Origin of the sequence: Massilia sp. NP310 (assembly GCF_019443485.1) — a bacterium.
Taxonomy (GTDB): Bacteria; Pseudomonadota; Gammaproteobacteria; order Burkholderiales; family Burkholderiaceae_D; genus Telluria; species Telluria timonae.
The window spans coordinates 4,638,029-4,650,884 of record NZ_CP080379.1 but is presented as its reverse complement, the minus strand read 5'-3'; the positions used below and the strand labels follow the sequence as shown (position 1 = coordinate 4,650,884).

13 protein-coding genes are annotated in these 12,856 nt (G+C 67.0%); 10 read left to right on the top strand and 3 right to left on the bottom strand.

Annotated features, from left to right (window positions below):
- Nucleotides 1-11: 11 nt before the first annotated feature.
- The 3 genes from KY496_RS20420 to KY496_RS20410 all read left to right on the top strand — a co-directional run bounded on the left by KY496_RS20420 (nt 12) and on the right by KY496_RS20410 (nt 3,375).
- Nucleotides 12-1,121: a mechanosensitive ion channel family protein gene (locus tag KY496_RS20420; RefSeq protein WP_219862192.1), complete on the top strand. Its 1,110-nt coding sequence runs from the start codon at nt 12-14 to the stop codon at nt 1,119-1,121.
- Between the two features lie 34 nt (nt 1,122-1,155).
- Nucleotides 1,156-2,040, top strand: coding sequence for an AraC family transcriptional regulator (locus tag KY496_RS20415; protein WP_219862191.1), 885 nt, complete (start codon nt 1,156-1,158; stop codon nt 2,038-2,040).
- A gap of 159 nt (nt 2,041-2,199) precedes the next feature.
- Nucleotides 2,200-3,375, top strand: coding sequence for an ATP-binding protein (locus tag KY496_RS20410; protein WP_219862189.1), 1,176 nt, complete (start codon nt 2,200-2,202; stop codon nt 3,373-3,375).
- A 22-nt stretch (nt 3,376-3,397) separates the two neighbouring features.
- On the opposite strand, the gene KY496_RS20405 is transcribed toward KY496_RS20410, so the two are convergent.
- A complete protein-coding gene (locus tag KY496_RS20405; RefSeq protein ID WP_219862187.1) occupies nt 3,398-4,153 on the bottom strand; it encodes an SDR family NAD(P)-dependent oxidoreductase in 756 nt (251 codons plus the stop codon).
- 288 nt (nt 4,154-4,441) lie between these two features.
- Between KY496_RS20405 and KY496_RS20400 the strand changes: the two genes are divergently transcribed.
- The 7 genes from KY496_RS20400 to KY496_RS20370 all read left to right on the top strand — a co-directional run bounded on the left by KY496_RS20400 (nt 4,442) and on the right by KY496_RS20370 (nt 11,367).
- A complete protein-coding gene (locus KY496_RS20400) occupies nt 4,442-5,017 on the top strand; it encodes a TerD family protein (RefSeq protein ID WP_219862185.1) in 576 nt (191 codons plus the stop codon).
- Between the two features lie 93 nt (nt 5,018-5,110).
- Nucleotides 5,111-6,130, top strand: coding sequence for an ATP-grasp domain-containing protein (locus tag KY496_RS20395; protein ID WP_219862183.1), 1,020 nt, complete (start codon nt 5,111-5,113; stop codon nt 6,128-6,130).
- Nucleotides 6,127-7,314 carry a phosphoribosyltransferase domain-containing protein gene (locus KY496_RS20390; protein ID WP_005663482.1) on the top strand — a complete coding sequence of 396 codons (1,188 nt, stop codon included), beginning with the start codon at nt 6,127-6,129 and terminating at the stop codon, nt 7,312-7,314. The genes KY496_RS20395 and KY496_RS20390 overlap by 4 nt, the downstream gene beginning before the upstream one ends.
- Nucleotides 7,292-8,056, top strand: a complete 765-nt coding sequence (locus tag KY496_RS20385) for a hypothetical protein (RefSeq protein WP_219862181.1) — start codon at nt 7,292-7,294, stop codon at nt 8,054-8,056. Before KY496_RS20390 ends, KY496_RS20385 begins: the two co-directional genes overlap by 23 nt.
- The gene (locus KY496_RS20380) at nt 8,053-9,156 is read left to right on the top strand and encodes a cysteine protease StiP family protein (RefSeq protein ID WP_219862180.1); all 1,104 of its coding nucleotides are present in this window, start codon (nt 8,053-8,055) and stop codon (nt 9,154-9,156) included. Before KY496_RS20385 ends, KY496_RS20380 begins: the two co-directional genes overlap by 4 nt.
- Nucleotides 9,149-10,063 carry an HpcH/HpaI aldolase/citrate lyase family protein gene (locus KY496_RS20375; RefSeq protein WP_005663488.1) on the top strand — a complete coding sequence of 305 codons (915 nt, stop codon included), beginning with the start codon at nt 9,149-9,151 and terminating at the stop codon, nt 10,061-10,063. The genes KY496_RS20380 and KY496_RS20375 overlap by 8 nt, the downstream gene beginning before the upstream one ends.
- Nucleotides 10,060-11,367 carry a TerD family protein gene (locus tag KY496_RS20370; RefSeq protein ID WP_219862178.1) on the top strand — a complete coding sequence of 436 codons (1,308 nt, stop codon included), beginning with the start codon at nt 10,060-10,062 and terminating at the stop codon, nt 11,365-11,367. Before KY496_RS20375 ends, KY496_RS20370 begins: the two co-directional genes overlap by 4 nt.
- 19 nt (nt 11,368-11,386) lie before the next feature.
- On the opposite strand, the gene KY496_RS27310 is transcribed toward KY496_RS20370, so the two are convergent.
- Complete coding sequence (locus KY496_RS27310; protein WP_219862176.1) at nt 11,387-11,959, bottom strand: hypothetical protein; 573 nt, start codon at nt 11,957-11,959, stop codon at nt 11,387-11,389.
- On the bottom strand, nt 11,956-12,831 hold the full coding sequence (locus KY496_RS20360; RefSeq protein ID WP_229520321.1) for a hypothetical protein: 876 nt from the start codon (nt 12,829-12,831) through the stop codon (nt 11,956-11,958). Before KY496_RS20360 ends, KY496_RS27310 begins: the two co-directional genes overlap by 4 nt.
- Nucleotides 12,832-12,856: the final 25 nt, after the last annotated feature.

Genomic DNA, 12,856 nt, shown 5'->3' with positions numbered 1-12,856 from the left:
ATGAAAACGTGATGGAATACGTCATCCTCAAGAATCCGGTCGCCGACTGGCTGGTCGCGCTGGTCGTGGTCGCGGCCGTGGCGGCCGGGCTGGACGCCGTCAAGTCGATCCTGGCGCGGCGCCTGGCGGCGCTTGCCGCGCGCACCGACGCCAAGTGGGACGACATCGCGGTCGCCGCGCTGCGCTCGACCAAGCTGCTGGTGCTGATCATCGTCGGCATCTATGCCGGCGCCAGCGTCCTGGCGCTGCCGGACAAGGCGCAGCTGTTCATCGGCCGCGTCACCATCACCGCGGTGCTGATCCAGGTCGCGATCTGGGGCGACCGCGCGCTGCGCACCTGGCTGGTGGCGACCCGCGCCCAGCGCAACGAAGACCCGGACCGCATCACCTCCTCGGCCGCCATCGCCTTCCTGGTGCGGGTGGCGCTGTGGGCGGTGGTGGCCCTGATGGTGCTGGACAACCTGGGCGTGAACATCACCACCCTGGTGGCCAGCCTGGGGATCGGCGGTATCGCCATCGCGCTGGCGGTGCAGAGCATCCTGGGCGACCTGTTCGCCTCGCTCTCCATCGTGCTGGACAAACCGTTCGTGGTGGGCGACTTCATCATCGTCGACAAGATGCTGGGCACGGTCGAGAAGATCGGCCTGAAGACCACCCGCGTGCGCAGCCTCTCCGGCGAGCAGATCGTGTTTTCCAATAACGACCTGCTCAAGAGCCGCATCCAGAACCTGCGCCGCATGGAGTCGCGCCGCGTCGTGTTCCAGTTCGGGGTGTCGCACCTGACGCCGGCGACCCTGCTGCGTGGCTTGCCGGAGATGGTGCAGCAGATCGTCGCGGCCCAGCCGCAGGTGCGCTTCGACCGCGCCCACCTGGCCGGCATCGCGGCGCCGGTGTTCAACTACGAGGTGGTGTACTACGTCGACAACACCGACTACACCGTCTACATGAACGTGCAGCAGGAGATCTACCTGAGCATCCTCGCCGGGCTCGAGGAACGCGGCGTGTCGCTGGCGCTGCCGGTGCAGCTGGTGCGGCTGGCGCGCGAGCCGGCGCAGACGCAGCCGGAACCGGGCCAGGTAGCCATGCTGCAGGATGCCGATACCGGCGCCAAGGCCGCATAACACCCTTCCCGGCAAGTGATCTACACTGGCGCACATGAAGAGCGAACTTCTCGACATCGTGCTGCGCCATGCGGACCACCTGGCGGACCGGGACGGCGTGGCGCGCATCCCGATCCCGGGCCTGGTGGCGATCCGTTCGAGCGAGCGGACGGCCCTGAGCTACCAGATCGCTCGCCCCCTGGCCTGCCTGGTGCTGCAGGGCAGCAAGCAGGTCGCCATGGGCAGCCAGTCGTTCACCTTCGCGGCCGGCGACTCGCTCCTGATCATGGCCGACGTGCCGACCGTCAGCCAGGTGACCCGGGCCAGCAGCGCGGCGCCCTACTGCTCGCTGGTGCTGGACCTGGACCCGGCCGTGATCGCCGGCCTGTCGACCGAGATGGCCTCGCTCGACGACGCCGGCAACGCGCCGGTGCGCGGCGAACCGACCGATGCGCACCTGCTCGATACCGCGCTGCGCCTGGTGCGCCTGCTCGATCGGCCGGCCTCGATCCCGGTGCTGGGGGATGCCCTGGTCCGCGAATTCCACTACTGGCTGCTGGCCGGCCGCCACGGCGCGGCAATCCGGCGCCTGGGCCTGCCCGACAGCCATGTGCGGCGCATCGCGCGCGCGGTCGCCCTGCTGCGCAGCGACTATGCGCGGCGCCTGCCGGTCGAGGAACTGGCGGCGCTGGCCGGCATGAGTCCCTCTTCCTTCCATCACCACTTCCGTGCGGTGACTTCGCTCACCCCGCTGCAATTCCAGAAGCAGCTGCGCCTGATCGAGGCGCGACGCCTGATGCTGGCTGAAGGCGCCAGCGCCAGCCAGGCCGCGCACATGGTTGGCTATGAAAGCGTGCAGCAGTTCACGCGCGAATATGGGCGCATGTTCGGGCTGCCGCCGGTGCGTGATGTGATGACGCGCATGCCGGTCGCAGCCTGAACATGTCAAGCATCCTGCGGACCCAACCCGATGCCATGCTAAGTTTTTCTACATTCATCTAACAAAGTATAAGCATGTATAAGTATGTATAAGTATGTATAAGTATGTATAAGATTAATGGCATATACTTTGCTATATATTTCTATATCTAGGTAGCTCATGGACCCTGTTCGAAATCCTTTTGCACCGGGCGCAGGCAGTCGGCCGCCCGAACTCGCGGGCCGGCAACTCATCATTGAAGATGCCCGGGTCGCCATTGAGCGCGCTTTGCTCGGCAAATCCAGTCGTTCGCAGATGTTCCTGGGATTGCGAGGCGTGGGTAAAACCGTTCTGCTGAATACGGTCGAGACCATGGCAAGAGAACGCGGCCATCTCACGTCAATCATCGAAGCACCTGAAAGCAAGTCGCTGGGGGAACAGCTTCTTCCTCGTGTTCATCAGGTATTGCGTAAGCTGTCCGTGACAGACCATGCAAAAGCCAAGGCGCATGAGGCACTGCGCGCTCTGAGGTCATTCGCTTCCGTGTTCAAATTTGAATACGGAGATCTCGCCATTGCCGTCGAGCCCGAAGTGGGCGTAGCCGATAGCGGAGACTTGGAAAACGATCTTCCAGAGCTTTTTGTACGTATCGGAGAAGCTGCAAAGGCCGCCGGCAAGGCCTGGACCCTCCTGATTGATGAAGTCCAGTACCTTAGTCAAAAAGACCTGGCAGCCTTGATCGTTGCGCTACACAAGATCAACCAGGCGAACTTGCCAGTCCTGTTTTTTGGCGCTGGCCTGCCGCAAGTAGCGGCCTTATCAGGAGAGGCCAAGTCTTACGCGGAAAGGCTGTTTCATTATCCCGATGTAGGTGCGCTACCCGAGGTGGACGCCAAGGCGGCAATCCGTCAGCCCGTCAACGACGAAGGTGCCATTATCGATGATGCCGCGTTGACGGAGATTTTTCTTAAGACCCGAGGCTATCCATATTTTCTGCAAGAGTGGGGGCATCAGTCATGGAATCTTGCATCGGGCAACACTATCACGCTACATGATGCAAGGCAGGCAGAAGCGACTACGCTGAGACGCCTGGACGAAGGCTTTTTTAAAGTGCGCTTTGACCGCCTGACGCCGAAAGAGCGCGAGTATGTCATTGCCATGGCAAAGTTGGGGAACGGACCATACCGATCTTCCGACATTGCAGACGCGCTAGGTGAAACTGCGCAGAGTTTGGGGCCACGCCGTGCGCAGATCATCAGCAAAGGCATGATCTACAGCCCCTCACACGGTGACATTGCTTTTACGGTGCCAATGTTCAACGACTACCTGATCCGCAATCTTGCCAATATTGGATAGCTCGCCATGACGATTGCCAGCGTCAGATCGTCTGGCCCCCCGACACCTCGATGCGCTGGCCGGTGATCCAGCGGTTGTCCTCGCCCAGCAGGCTCGCGATCATGGGGCCGATATCGTCCGGCACGCCGACCCGGCCGAGGGCGATCATGCCGGCGAAGGCGGCGTTCATGTCCGGCGTGTCGCGCACCGCGCCGCCCAGGAAATCGGTCTCGATCGCGCCCGGCGCCACCGTGTTGACCGCGATGCCGCGGCTGCCCAGTTCGCGCGCCAGGTAGACGCTCAGGATCTCGACCGCCCCCTTGACCGCCGCATAGGCGCCGAAGCCCGGGTAGGAGACGCGGGTCAGGCCGGTCGACAGGTTGACGATGCGCCCGCCGTCGGCCAGCAGCGGCAGCAGCGCCTGGGTCAGGAAGAACACGCCCTTGAAGTGGACGTCCACCAGGCGGTCGAACTGGGCCTGGGTGGTGTCCTCGATCAGCGCCGCGTCGCCATGGCCGGCGTTGTTGACCAGGTGGTCGAAGCTGTCGCGGCCCCAGGTTTGCTTCAGCGCGGCGCGCAGGTGCTCGACGAACAGCGGGAAACCGGCGACGTCGCCGACGTCGAGCCGCAGCGCCAGCGCCTGGCGGCCCATGGCGCGGATCTGGTCGACCACGGCCTGGGCGTCCTGCTCGCGGCTCTGGTAAGTGATGATGACGTCGCCGCCCTTCTGCGCGATGTGCAGCGCGGTGTTGCGGCCCAGGCCGCGGCTGGCGCCGGTGACGAGTGCGATCTTGTTCATGGTGTGCTCCTTCAGGTGGGGTGGAAGAGCACCCAGTATCGGGTTCGGGCATGCTCTCCCGTTGCCGGAAGCTGGCCTCTTTTTGCCTGATTCTCCAAATCCGCAAATGTGACATTCCGGGGGTCAAGGCGAGCGTAAGTACGTACATCCCTCTATGAAAGATGTTGAAATTCACGCGCTCCGGCCCCATGTACAATTGATCAATTACCGCCTATATTGGCGGATGCATCCCCGATGGCGACGGCGGCATCGTCGTCTATTTCATCCCTCAACGGAAAAGGAGTTCGCATGGCAATCAGTCTGCAAAAAGGCGGCAACGTCAACCTGAGCAAGGAAGCACCGGGCCTGACCAAGGTCATCATCGGCTTGGGCTGGGATCCCCGCTCGACCGACGGTTCCGCCTTCGACCTGGACGGCAGCGCTTTCCTGCTGAAGACCGACGCCAAGGTACGCGGCGACACCGACTTCATCTTCTACAACAACCTGAAATCGAGCGACGGCTCGGTGGTCCACACTGGCGACAACACCACCGGCCAGGGCGACGGCGACGACGAGAAGCTGACCGTCGACCTGGCGCGCGTGCCGGCCGACATCGACAAGGTCTCGTTCTGCGTCACCATCCACGACGCCGACGCGCGCCGCCAGAACTTCGGCCAGGTGGGCAAGGCCTATATCCGCTGCCTGAACGCCGCCGGCGAAGCCGAGATCGCACGCTACGACCTGTCCGAGGACAGCTCGACCGAAACCGCGATGATCTTCGGCGAACTGTACCGCGCCGGCAGCGAATGGAAGTTCCGCGCCGTCGGCCAGGGCTTCAAGGGCGGCCTCGGTCCGCTGGCACGCTCGTTCGGCGTCAACGTCTGAGAGTTTCACAGGGAGCTTCCCTGACGGCCCGCGCCGCCTGGCGCGGGCCCGCAACGCCACGCCAGTGGCCGATCATCCATCAAGAGAGTCCACATGCGCGTCTGGTACAACAGGACGTTTTCGTCCGTGAATGCGGCGATCAAGCTGATCCGCGAGGCCGATACCGAAGGCCGTTTCACCATCATCCACAGCAACGCCAACCGCCATGCGCCGGCCGCGCGCCTGGCCCATGAATTCCACGTCGAGCCGACCGGCCTGAAAGGCGACGCCTATGTCGACTGGTGCCTCGCCTTCTGCCGCGACCACAGGATCGACATCTTCGTGCCGGGCCGCGAAGCCACCCTGCTCGCCGCCGAGCATGCGCGCTTCGCCGACATCAAGACCCGCGTGCTCAGCGCCGCCCCGCCGGCGCAGCTGAAACGCATCCACGACAAGGCCGATTTCTATGCCGCGACGGTGCTGCCGGACGCGCCGGTGGCGGCCTTCCGCCCCTTCACGACCCTGGAGCAGTTCGACGCCGCCTATGCCGAACTGCGCCCGCACCATGCGAAGCTGTGCGTCAAGCCGGCGCACGGCATCTATGGCCTGGGCTTCGCCATCGTCGACGAAGAGCGCAGCAGCGCCGCGCTGCTGATCAAAGGCGTGGAGTACCACATCGGCTACCAGGACCTGCGCCGCGGGCTGGGAGAGCTGGAGACTTTCAACACCATGCTGCTGATGGAATTCCTGGACGGCCCCGAATACAGCGTCGATTGCGTGGGCGACCATGGACGCCTGGTCACGAGCGTGGTGCGCCGCAAGCTGCCGCAAGCCGGCAGCGGCCAGCTGATCGACATGCGCCAGGACATCCTGGATGCGACCGCGCGCCTGTGCGCCGACTACCAGCTCAATGGCGTGTTCAACGTCCAGTTCCGCGAGGGCGGCGGCCGCCCGCGCCTGCTGGAAATCAATCCGCGCATGTCGGGCGGGATCGGCATGGCCTGCCTGGCCGGCCCCAACCTGCCCTATATCGCGCTGCGCGGCTTTGCCGAAGGCTACGATGGCCTCGAGATTCCCGCGCCGCGCCACGGCATGCGCGTGGCCGAAGTCAGCGTCGCGACGGAGCTGGCATGAACGCGCCGCACCCATTCCCCATCCAGCGCATCGAACTGCCGACCGGTGTCCTCGACCTGCGCATCGACAGCGGCGCGTCCGAACTCGACGCCCTGCTCGGCTTTGCCGCGCGCGCCAACGCCAAGCGTGGCTTCCTGTTCCTGAGCAAGGTGCTGGGCAAGCACTGGCCGGCACAACCGATCGACATGCTGACGGTGCACGAGCGCCTGGCCGCGACCGTGCCGCAGCTCAAAGGCGCGGTCCAGGGCCCGGTGGTGTTCATCGCCATGGCGGAGACCGCGATCGGCCTGGGCCAGGGCGTGTTCGAAGCCTGGCTGCGCGCCCATCCGGGCCAACAGGCGCTGTTCCTGCACACCACCCGCTACCGGGTCGGCGATGGCCCGCTGATCGAATTCGAGGAAGCGCACAGTCACGCGCCGCGCCAGTTCCTGCACGCGCCGGTCGAGCCCGAGCTGCACGCTCTGCTGCTGGCCGCACGCACCCTGGTGCTGGTCGACGACGAAGCCAGCACCGGCAATACCTTCGTCAACCTGGCCGCCGCCTGTCGCCGCCTGAATCCGGGCCTGGAACGGGTGCACCTGGCCACCATCACCAATTTCATGGGCCGCGCCGCGACCGACGCGCTGGACGCCCGCTTCGGCATGCCGGTGACGAGCGGCGCGCTGGTCGAGGGCGAATTCAGCTTCGCGCAGGGAGCGCTGCCGCCCGACCGCGGCGTGGCGCAGCGCTATGCGGAAGACGCCGACCGCGGCGCCAGCCCCGCCTTCGGCCGCCTCGGCACGGCGCGGGCATTGCGGGCGCCGGAGCGACTGGCGGCGCGCCTGGCCGGCGAGTTCGCGCCCGGCAGCCGGGTGCTGGTGCTGGGCACCGGCGAATTCATGCACGTCTCGACCCTGTTCGGCGCCGCCCTGCAGCGCCATGGCGTCGACGTGGTGGTGCAGTCGACCACGCGTTCGCCGATCCTCACCTGGGGCGCGGTGAGCCATGCCTTGACCTTCCCCGACAACTACGGCGAGGGCATCGCGAATTACCTGTACAACGTCGCGCCCGGCCAGTACGAGCACGTGCTGGTCTGTCACGAGACCGCGCCCGGCCCCGCGCTGTTCCAGCTGGCCGGCCAGCTGAACGCGCGGCTATTCCACTTCCAGTCCGAGGACCACGTTGAAGAAGTTCCTGTTCGCTGACCTGGACGACACGCTGTTCCAGACCTTCGGCAAATGCGGCGCGCACCGGGACACCCCGGGCGCCCTGGAGCCGGCCGCCTATTACAAGGACGGCAGCATCTGTTCCTATACGACGCCTTCGCAGCGCTCGTTCCTGGCGCTGCTGCAGGACGGGATGACGATGATCCCGACCACCGCGCGCGACCTCGACGGCCTGCGCCGGGTGTCGCTGCCGTTCAACAGCTACGCCGTCATCAATTATGGCGGCGTGGTGCTCGAGCCGGGCGGCGCGCTCGACCAGCCCTGGCTGGACGGCATGCGCACGGCGATGCATGCCGCCCTGCCCGGCTTGCAGGAGCTGGCCGCCCACATCGACGACCATGGGAAGCGCAGCGGCTATGGCGGCCGCGCGCGCATGATCGAGGATTTCGCCACCCCGTTCTTCCTGGTGGTGAAGGATCCGGACAAACAGGCCGAGCGCCTGGCGCCGCTCGAGGAAGACGTGGTGCGGCCCTGGATCGCCGACGGCGACCGCGATTACTTCATCCACCGCAACGGCAACAACCTGGCCGTCCTGCCCAAGGCGCTCGACAAGGCCAACGCGGTGGCCCACATCACCCAACGCCTGAAGCGCGAATTCGGCGAGATCGTCACCTTCGGCATGGGCGACAGCCGCTCGGACGCGCGCTTCATGGCCGCCTGCGACTACGCCATCATCCCGCGCGGCACCCAGCTCGCCGGCATCACCGTGGGGGCGTTGTGAGCGACTGGGAAGACTTCTCCGGCAGCTACCGCAAGGGCGAGGTCAGCTTCCTGCTGCGCCGCCTGCCGCAGGAGGGCTTCGTCGACGTCGCCGAGAAGGAAGCGCTGATCCAGAGCGGCCGGCGCCACTACAGCCAGATGCTGTCGCCCGAGTCGGCGCCGTCGGCGCGCTACATGGCGCTGTTCGACGAGGCCTGCCGCGCCAACAATGCGCGCATGGCGCGCGACTGCCTGCGCCTGGCCCAATTGATCGCCGCGCGCCCGCAGCACCGGCTGGCGCTGGTGTCGCTGGCGCGCGCCGGCACCCCGGTCGGGGTGGTGGTCGCCCGCCTGCTGCGCGAGCTGTTCGGCCGCGACGCCGTGCATTACTCGGTGTCGATCGTGCGCGACCGCGGCATCGACGCCGCCGCCCTGCGCCACATCCTGGCGCATGGGCACCAGCCCGATTCCATCGTCTTCCTCGACGGCTGGACCGGCAAGGGCGTGATCGCGCGCGAGCTGGCCGGCTCGATCGAGGTGTTCAACGTGCGCCACGGCACCCATATCGAGGCCGGCCTGCACGTGCTGTCCGACCTGGCCGGCGCCGCCGCCTGCGCCGCCTCGTGCGACGACTACCTGATCCCGTCGAGCATCCTGAACGCCACGGTGTCGGGCCTGGTGAGCCGCACCGTCATGAGCGAGGACATGCGCGCCGACGACTTCCACGGCTGCGTGTTTTACGAGCAGTTCGCGGCGGGGGACCGCTCGCAGGCGTTCGCCGACGAGTTGGTGGCGCTGGCGCTGACGCTGGCGCAATCCGACACGCTGCCGCGCGCGGAACCGATCGACGCCGCGGCGGCGCGCGAACGCTCGCAGAACTACATCGGCGCGGCGATGCGGCGCTACGGCGTCGCCGACGTCAACCTGGTCAAGCCCGGCATCGGCGAAGCCACGCGCGTGCTGCTGCGCCGCGTGCCGCGCCTGGTCGTGCTGCGCGACCCTGGCGCCACCGAAGTGGCGCACCTGGCCGTGCTGGCCGAAGAAAAACGGGTGCCGGTCGAGATCGACCCGCACCTGCCCTATCACGCAGTATCCCTGATCAGGAGTGCATCGGATGGCTAAATCACTGGGCGCGTCGCTGTACGTGCCGGCCAATCACAAGAACCTGACCGCGATCGCCAATGGCGAGCGCCTGCCGCACGCGCGCTCGCTGATCTTCTGCACCGAGGATTCGATCGCCGACCGGGAGCTCAGCTGGTCGCTGTTCAACCTGTCGGTGGTGCTGGCGAACATGCGCCTGGACGTGGCGGCCGACCGCTTCGTGCGGGTGCGCAATCCCGAAGTGCTGGCGCGCGTGCTGGCCATGCCCGGCGCCGAGAAGCTCACCGGCTTCGTGCTGCCCAAGATCACGCGCCACAACTTCGACAGCTATTTCAAGCTGGTGCGCCACACCGGACATGTATTGATGCCGACCCTGGAGACGGCCGAGGCCTTCGACGACGGCGAGATGCAGGGCCTGCGCGCCGCCCTGGAAGCGCCGGGCGTGCGCCACCGCATCCTGGCGCTGCGCATCGGCGGCAACGACCTGCTGGCCCTGCTCGGCCTGCGCCGCCCGCGCGGCATGACCCTGTACCGCACGCCGCTCGGGCCCGTGATCTCGCGCCTGGTGACGACTTTCCGGCCCTACGGCTTCATGCTGACCGCGCCGGTGTTCGAATACCTCGACCTGCCCGAACTGCTGGACCAGGAAGTGATCGAAGACCTGGCCCACGGCATGGTCGGCAAGACCGCGATCCATCCAACCCAGATCGCGGCCATCGAGCAGCACTTCAAGGTGACGCCGCAAGACCTGGCGGTGGCGCGCGCCATCCTCGACGCCTCGAGCCCGGCGGTGTTCCGCATGGACGACGCGATGCAGGAAGTCGCCACCCACCGCGCCTGGGCCGAGCGCACCCTCGAACAATCGCGCCTGTTCGGCTCGCGCGCCGAACTGGGCCACAAACCATTCCTGGAAGGAGAACCCTCATGACTACATTTGGACGCGGACAGAAGGGCAAGCTGGCCGACCTCGGCGCCGGCCACATCTTCGATGTCGACGTCGAGATCGCCGCCAACGGCGCCTCGGTCGACGTATCCTGCTTTGGCCTGGACGCCAACGACAAGCTGTCGGACGACCGCTACATGGTGTTCTACAACCAGCTGGCCAGCCCCGAAGGCGCGGTGCGCCTGGACCTGAGCGGCGCTCGCGCGCGCTTTGCGCTGAACCTCGACCTGTTGCCCAGCTCAATCACGAAACTCGTGTTCGTGGCGGCGATCGACGGCGCAGCCACCATGCGCACGCTGGGAGCCAGCTCACTGTCGCTGGGCAGCGCCGTGCGCTTCCCATGGTCGGGCGCCGACTTCGGCGACGAGAAGGCCCTGATCGTGGCCGAACTCTATCGACGTGACGGCCTGTGGCGCTTCGGCGCCGTCGGCCAGGGCTTCAATGGCGGCCTGTCGGCGCTGCTGAAGCACTTCGGCGGCGCCGAGGCGGGTACGCCGGCGCCGGCCGCACCTGCGCCTGCTCCTGCTCCTGCTCCTGCGCCCAAGCCGGCGGTCTCGCTGTCCAAGGTCACGCTCGACAAGCGCGGCGACAAGGTTTCGCTCGACAAGCGACCCGGCGGCGGCTACGGCCGCATCCACGTCAACCTGAACTGGAACCAGGCCGCCATCGCGCCGCCGCCGGCCTCGCCGCCGCCTCCCTCTTCGGCCGCGCGCGGCGGCGGCTTCCTCGACCGCCTCACCAGCATGGCGGGCGACCTCGCGAACAAGGCCGGCGAGATGGCCAACAAGGCCGGCGCGGCGCGCAAGGGCCGCAGCGGCATCGACCTCGATCTCGGCTGCATGTACGAGCTGGCCGACGGCCGCCGCGGCCTGGTGCAGGCGCTGGGCAACACCTTCGGCGACTATGAGCGCGAACCTTTCATCCAGCTCGATGCCGACGACCGCACCGGCGCCGCCGCCAATGGCGAGAACCTGTTCATCAACGGCGAACGCTTCGACAAGATCAAGCGCGCGGTGATCTTCTCCTTCATCTACGAAGGCGCGGCCAACTGGGGCGTGACCAATGGCGTGGTGACGGTGACGGCGCCGGGCCAGGCGCCGGTCGAAGTGAAACTCGACGGCGGCGACCGCCAGATCATGTGCGCGATCGCGCTGATCGAGAACCGCGGCGGCAACCTGGTGATCACCAAGCTGGCCGAGTACTTCCAGCAGCAGGGCATGACCAGCGCGCACGAGCTGATGGACCGGCACTACGGCTTCGGCATGCGCTGGAAGACCGGCAGCAAGTAAACCCGTTACGGCAGGGCTGCTACCACTTGCAGCCCTTGTCGGTGATCGTCTCGATGGCGAGCGGCACCAGCAACAGCAGGTTGACCGTCGTCCGGCCCTCGGCATACTTGGTCTGGCAATCGGGGCGCTTCGCCCTGCGCACCGCGCGCGACAGGTCGCTGTCGTCGCTGGCGCGCATCTGTTCGGATTCGCGCAGACTTTCCAGCGCGGTCGGCGCCCGCGCGCTTTCCACTTGCCGCGCCGCGGCGCGCAAGGATTCCATATCGATGGTCCTGGCCGGCGCCAGCGTCTGCTGACTGTCCGTCGCCGGCGGCGTCTCGGGCGCCGCGGCGGGCGGCGCCGGTGGCGTTGGCATTTCCACGGCCGGCGCCCTCATCCGATTCGGCCGGCGCACCGGCGCCGCCGTGACCGCGGGCGGCGCGAGCGCCGCTGCCGGCACCGGCGGCCGCGGCGCCGGAATGAAGACAACCGCAACGTAGTCGACGGGTACATCCGCGTAGCGCGCATCGGGCGTTTCCGCAAAGCGCAGCAGCGCAAGCACGAACAGGAGATGCGCCAGCGCGACCAGCGTGCCGGAGACGGCCCGCGTCAAGCGTCGTCCCGCCGGCGAAGCCGCGCCGCCAGCAGTTCGGGGCGGTCGAGATACAGGAACACGTAACGCGGCAGGCGCTTCCTCGCTTGCCAGTGCAGGATATCGATGCGCGCGTCGTCGGCGAGCACCAGCACGCAGTTCGGCTTGTCGAACGGCGTGACCAGCAGCGTGGCCCGGCTCGCCACCCCATGGCGCCGGCGCCAGATCGGCAGCGGCGCATCGACCGTCTCCAGGCGCGCGATTGCCGCCAACGGCAGCAGGCCTTCGACCCGGGCTCCTACGCTCAGGTGCAGCGCATCGTCCGTCATGACGTGGCGCCCTGCCCCGATATGCCAGCGGTCGCCGAGCACCCAGGCCAGCGTGTACAGCACGGCGACGGCGCCGAGGACGTGCAGCAGGGCCAGCTTGCCGGCATCCTCGACGAACAGGTTCAGCAGCAGGACGTGCACCGGCAGCTCGAGCAACAGGCTGACGAAGACGACGGCGGTGGCGGTGCCGTAGGCGCCGCGTTCCAGGTAGGTCAGCGCGACGCCGTCCGGCAGCGTGCACGCAGCGGTTTGCCGCCGCAGGCGCCTGAAGCAGCCGATCCACAGCAGGCGGTCAAGCCGGAGCATCCCCACCAGTTCGGGCGGCAGCAGCGCCGTTACCCGCGCATGCCATGGGGCCCGGGCCGCATGCGCGCTGCGCAGGCGCTGCCAGGCGTCCGGCGCGTGGGCGATGTCTTTCGCCATCAGCAGCAACAAGGGCAAGGACAGGCCGAGACTGCGCAAGAAGGGCTTGGCGGCATCAGGAGCGAGCGTCCTGGCGATGGAGACCAGGAATAAGGCGGCGAGACCCCAACCGGCTAGATCGCGCCAGGATGTGGTGCGCAAGGAGGAAACAAGTGAGGGCGGCTGC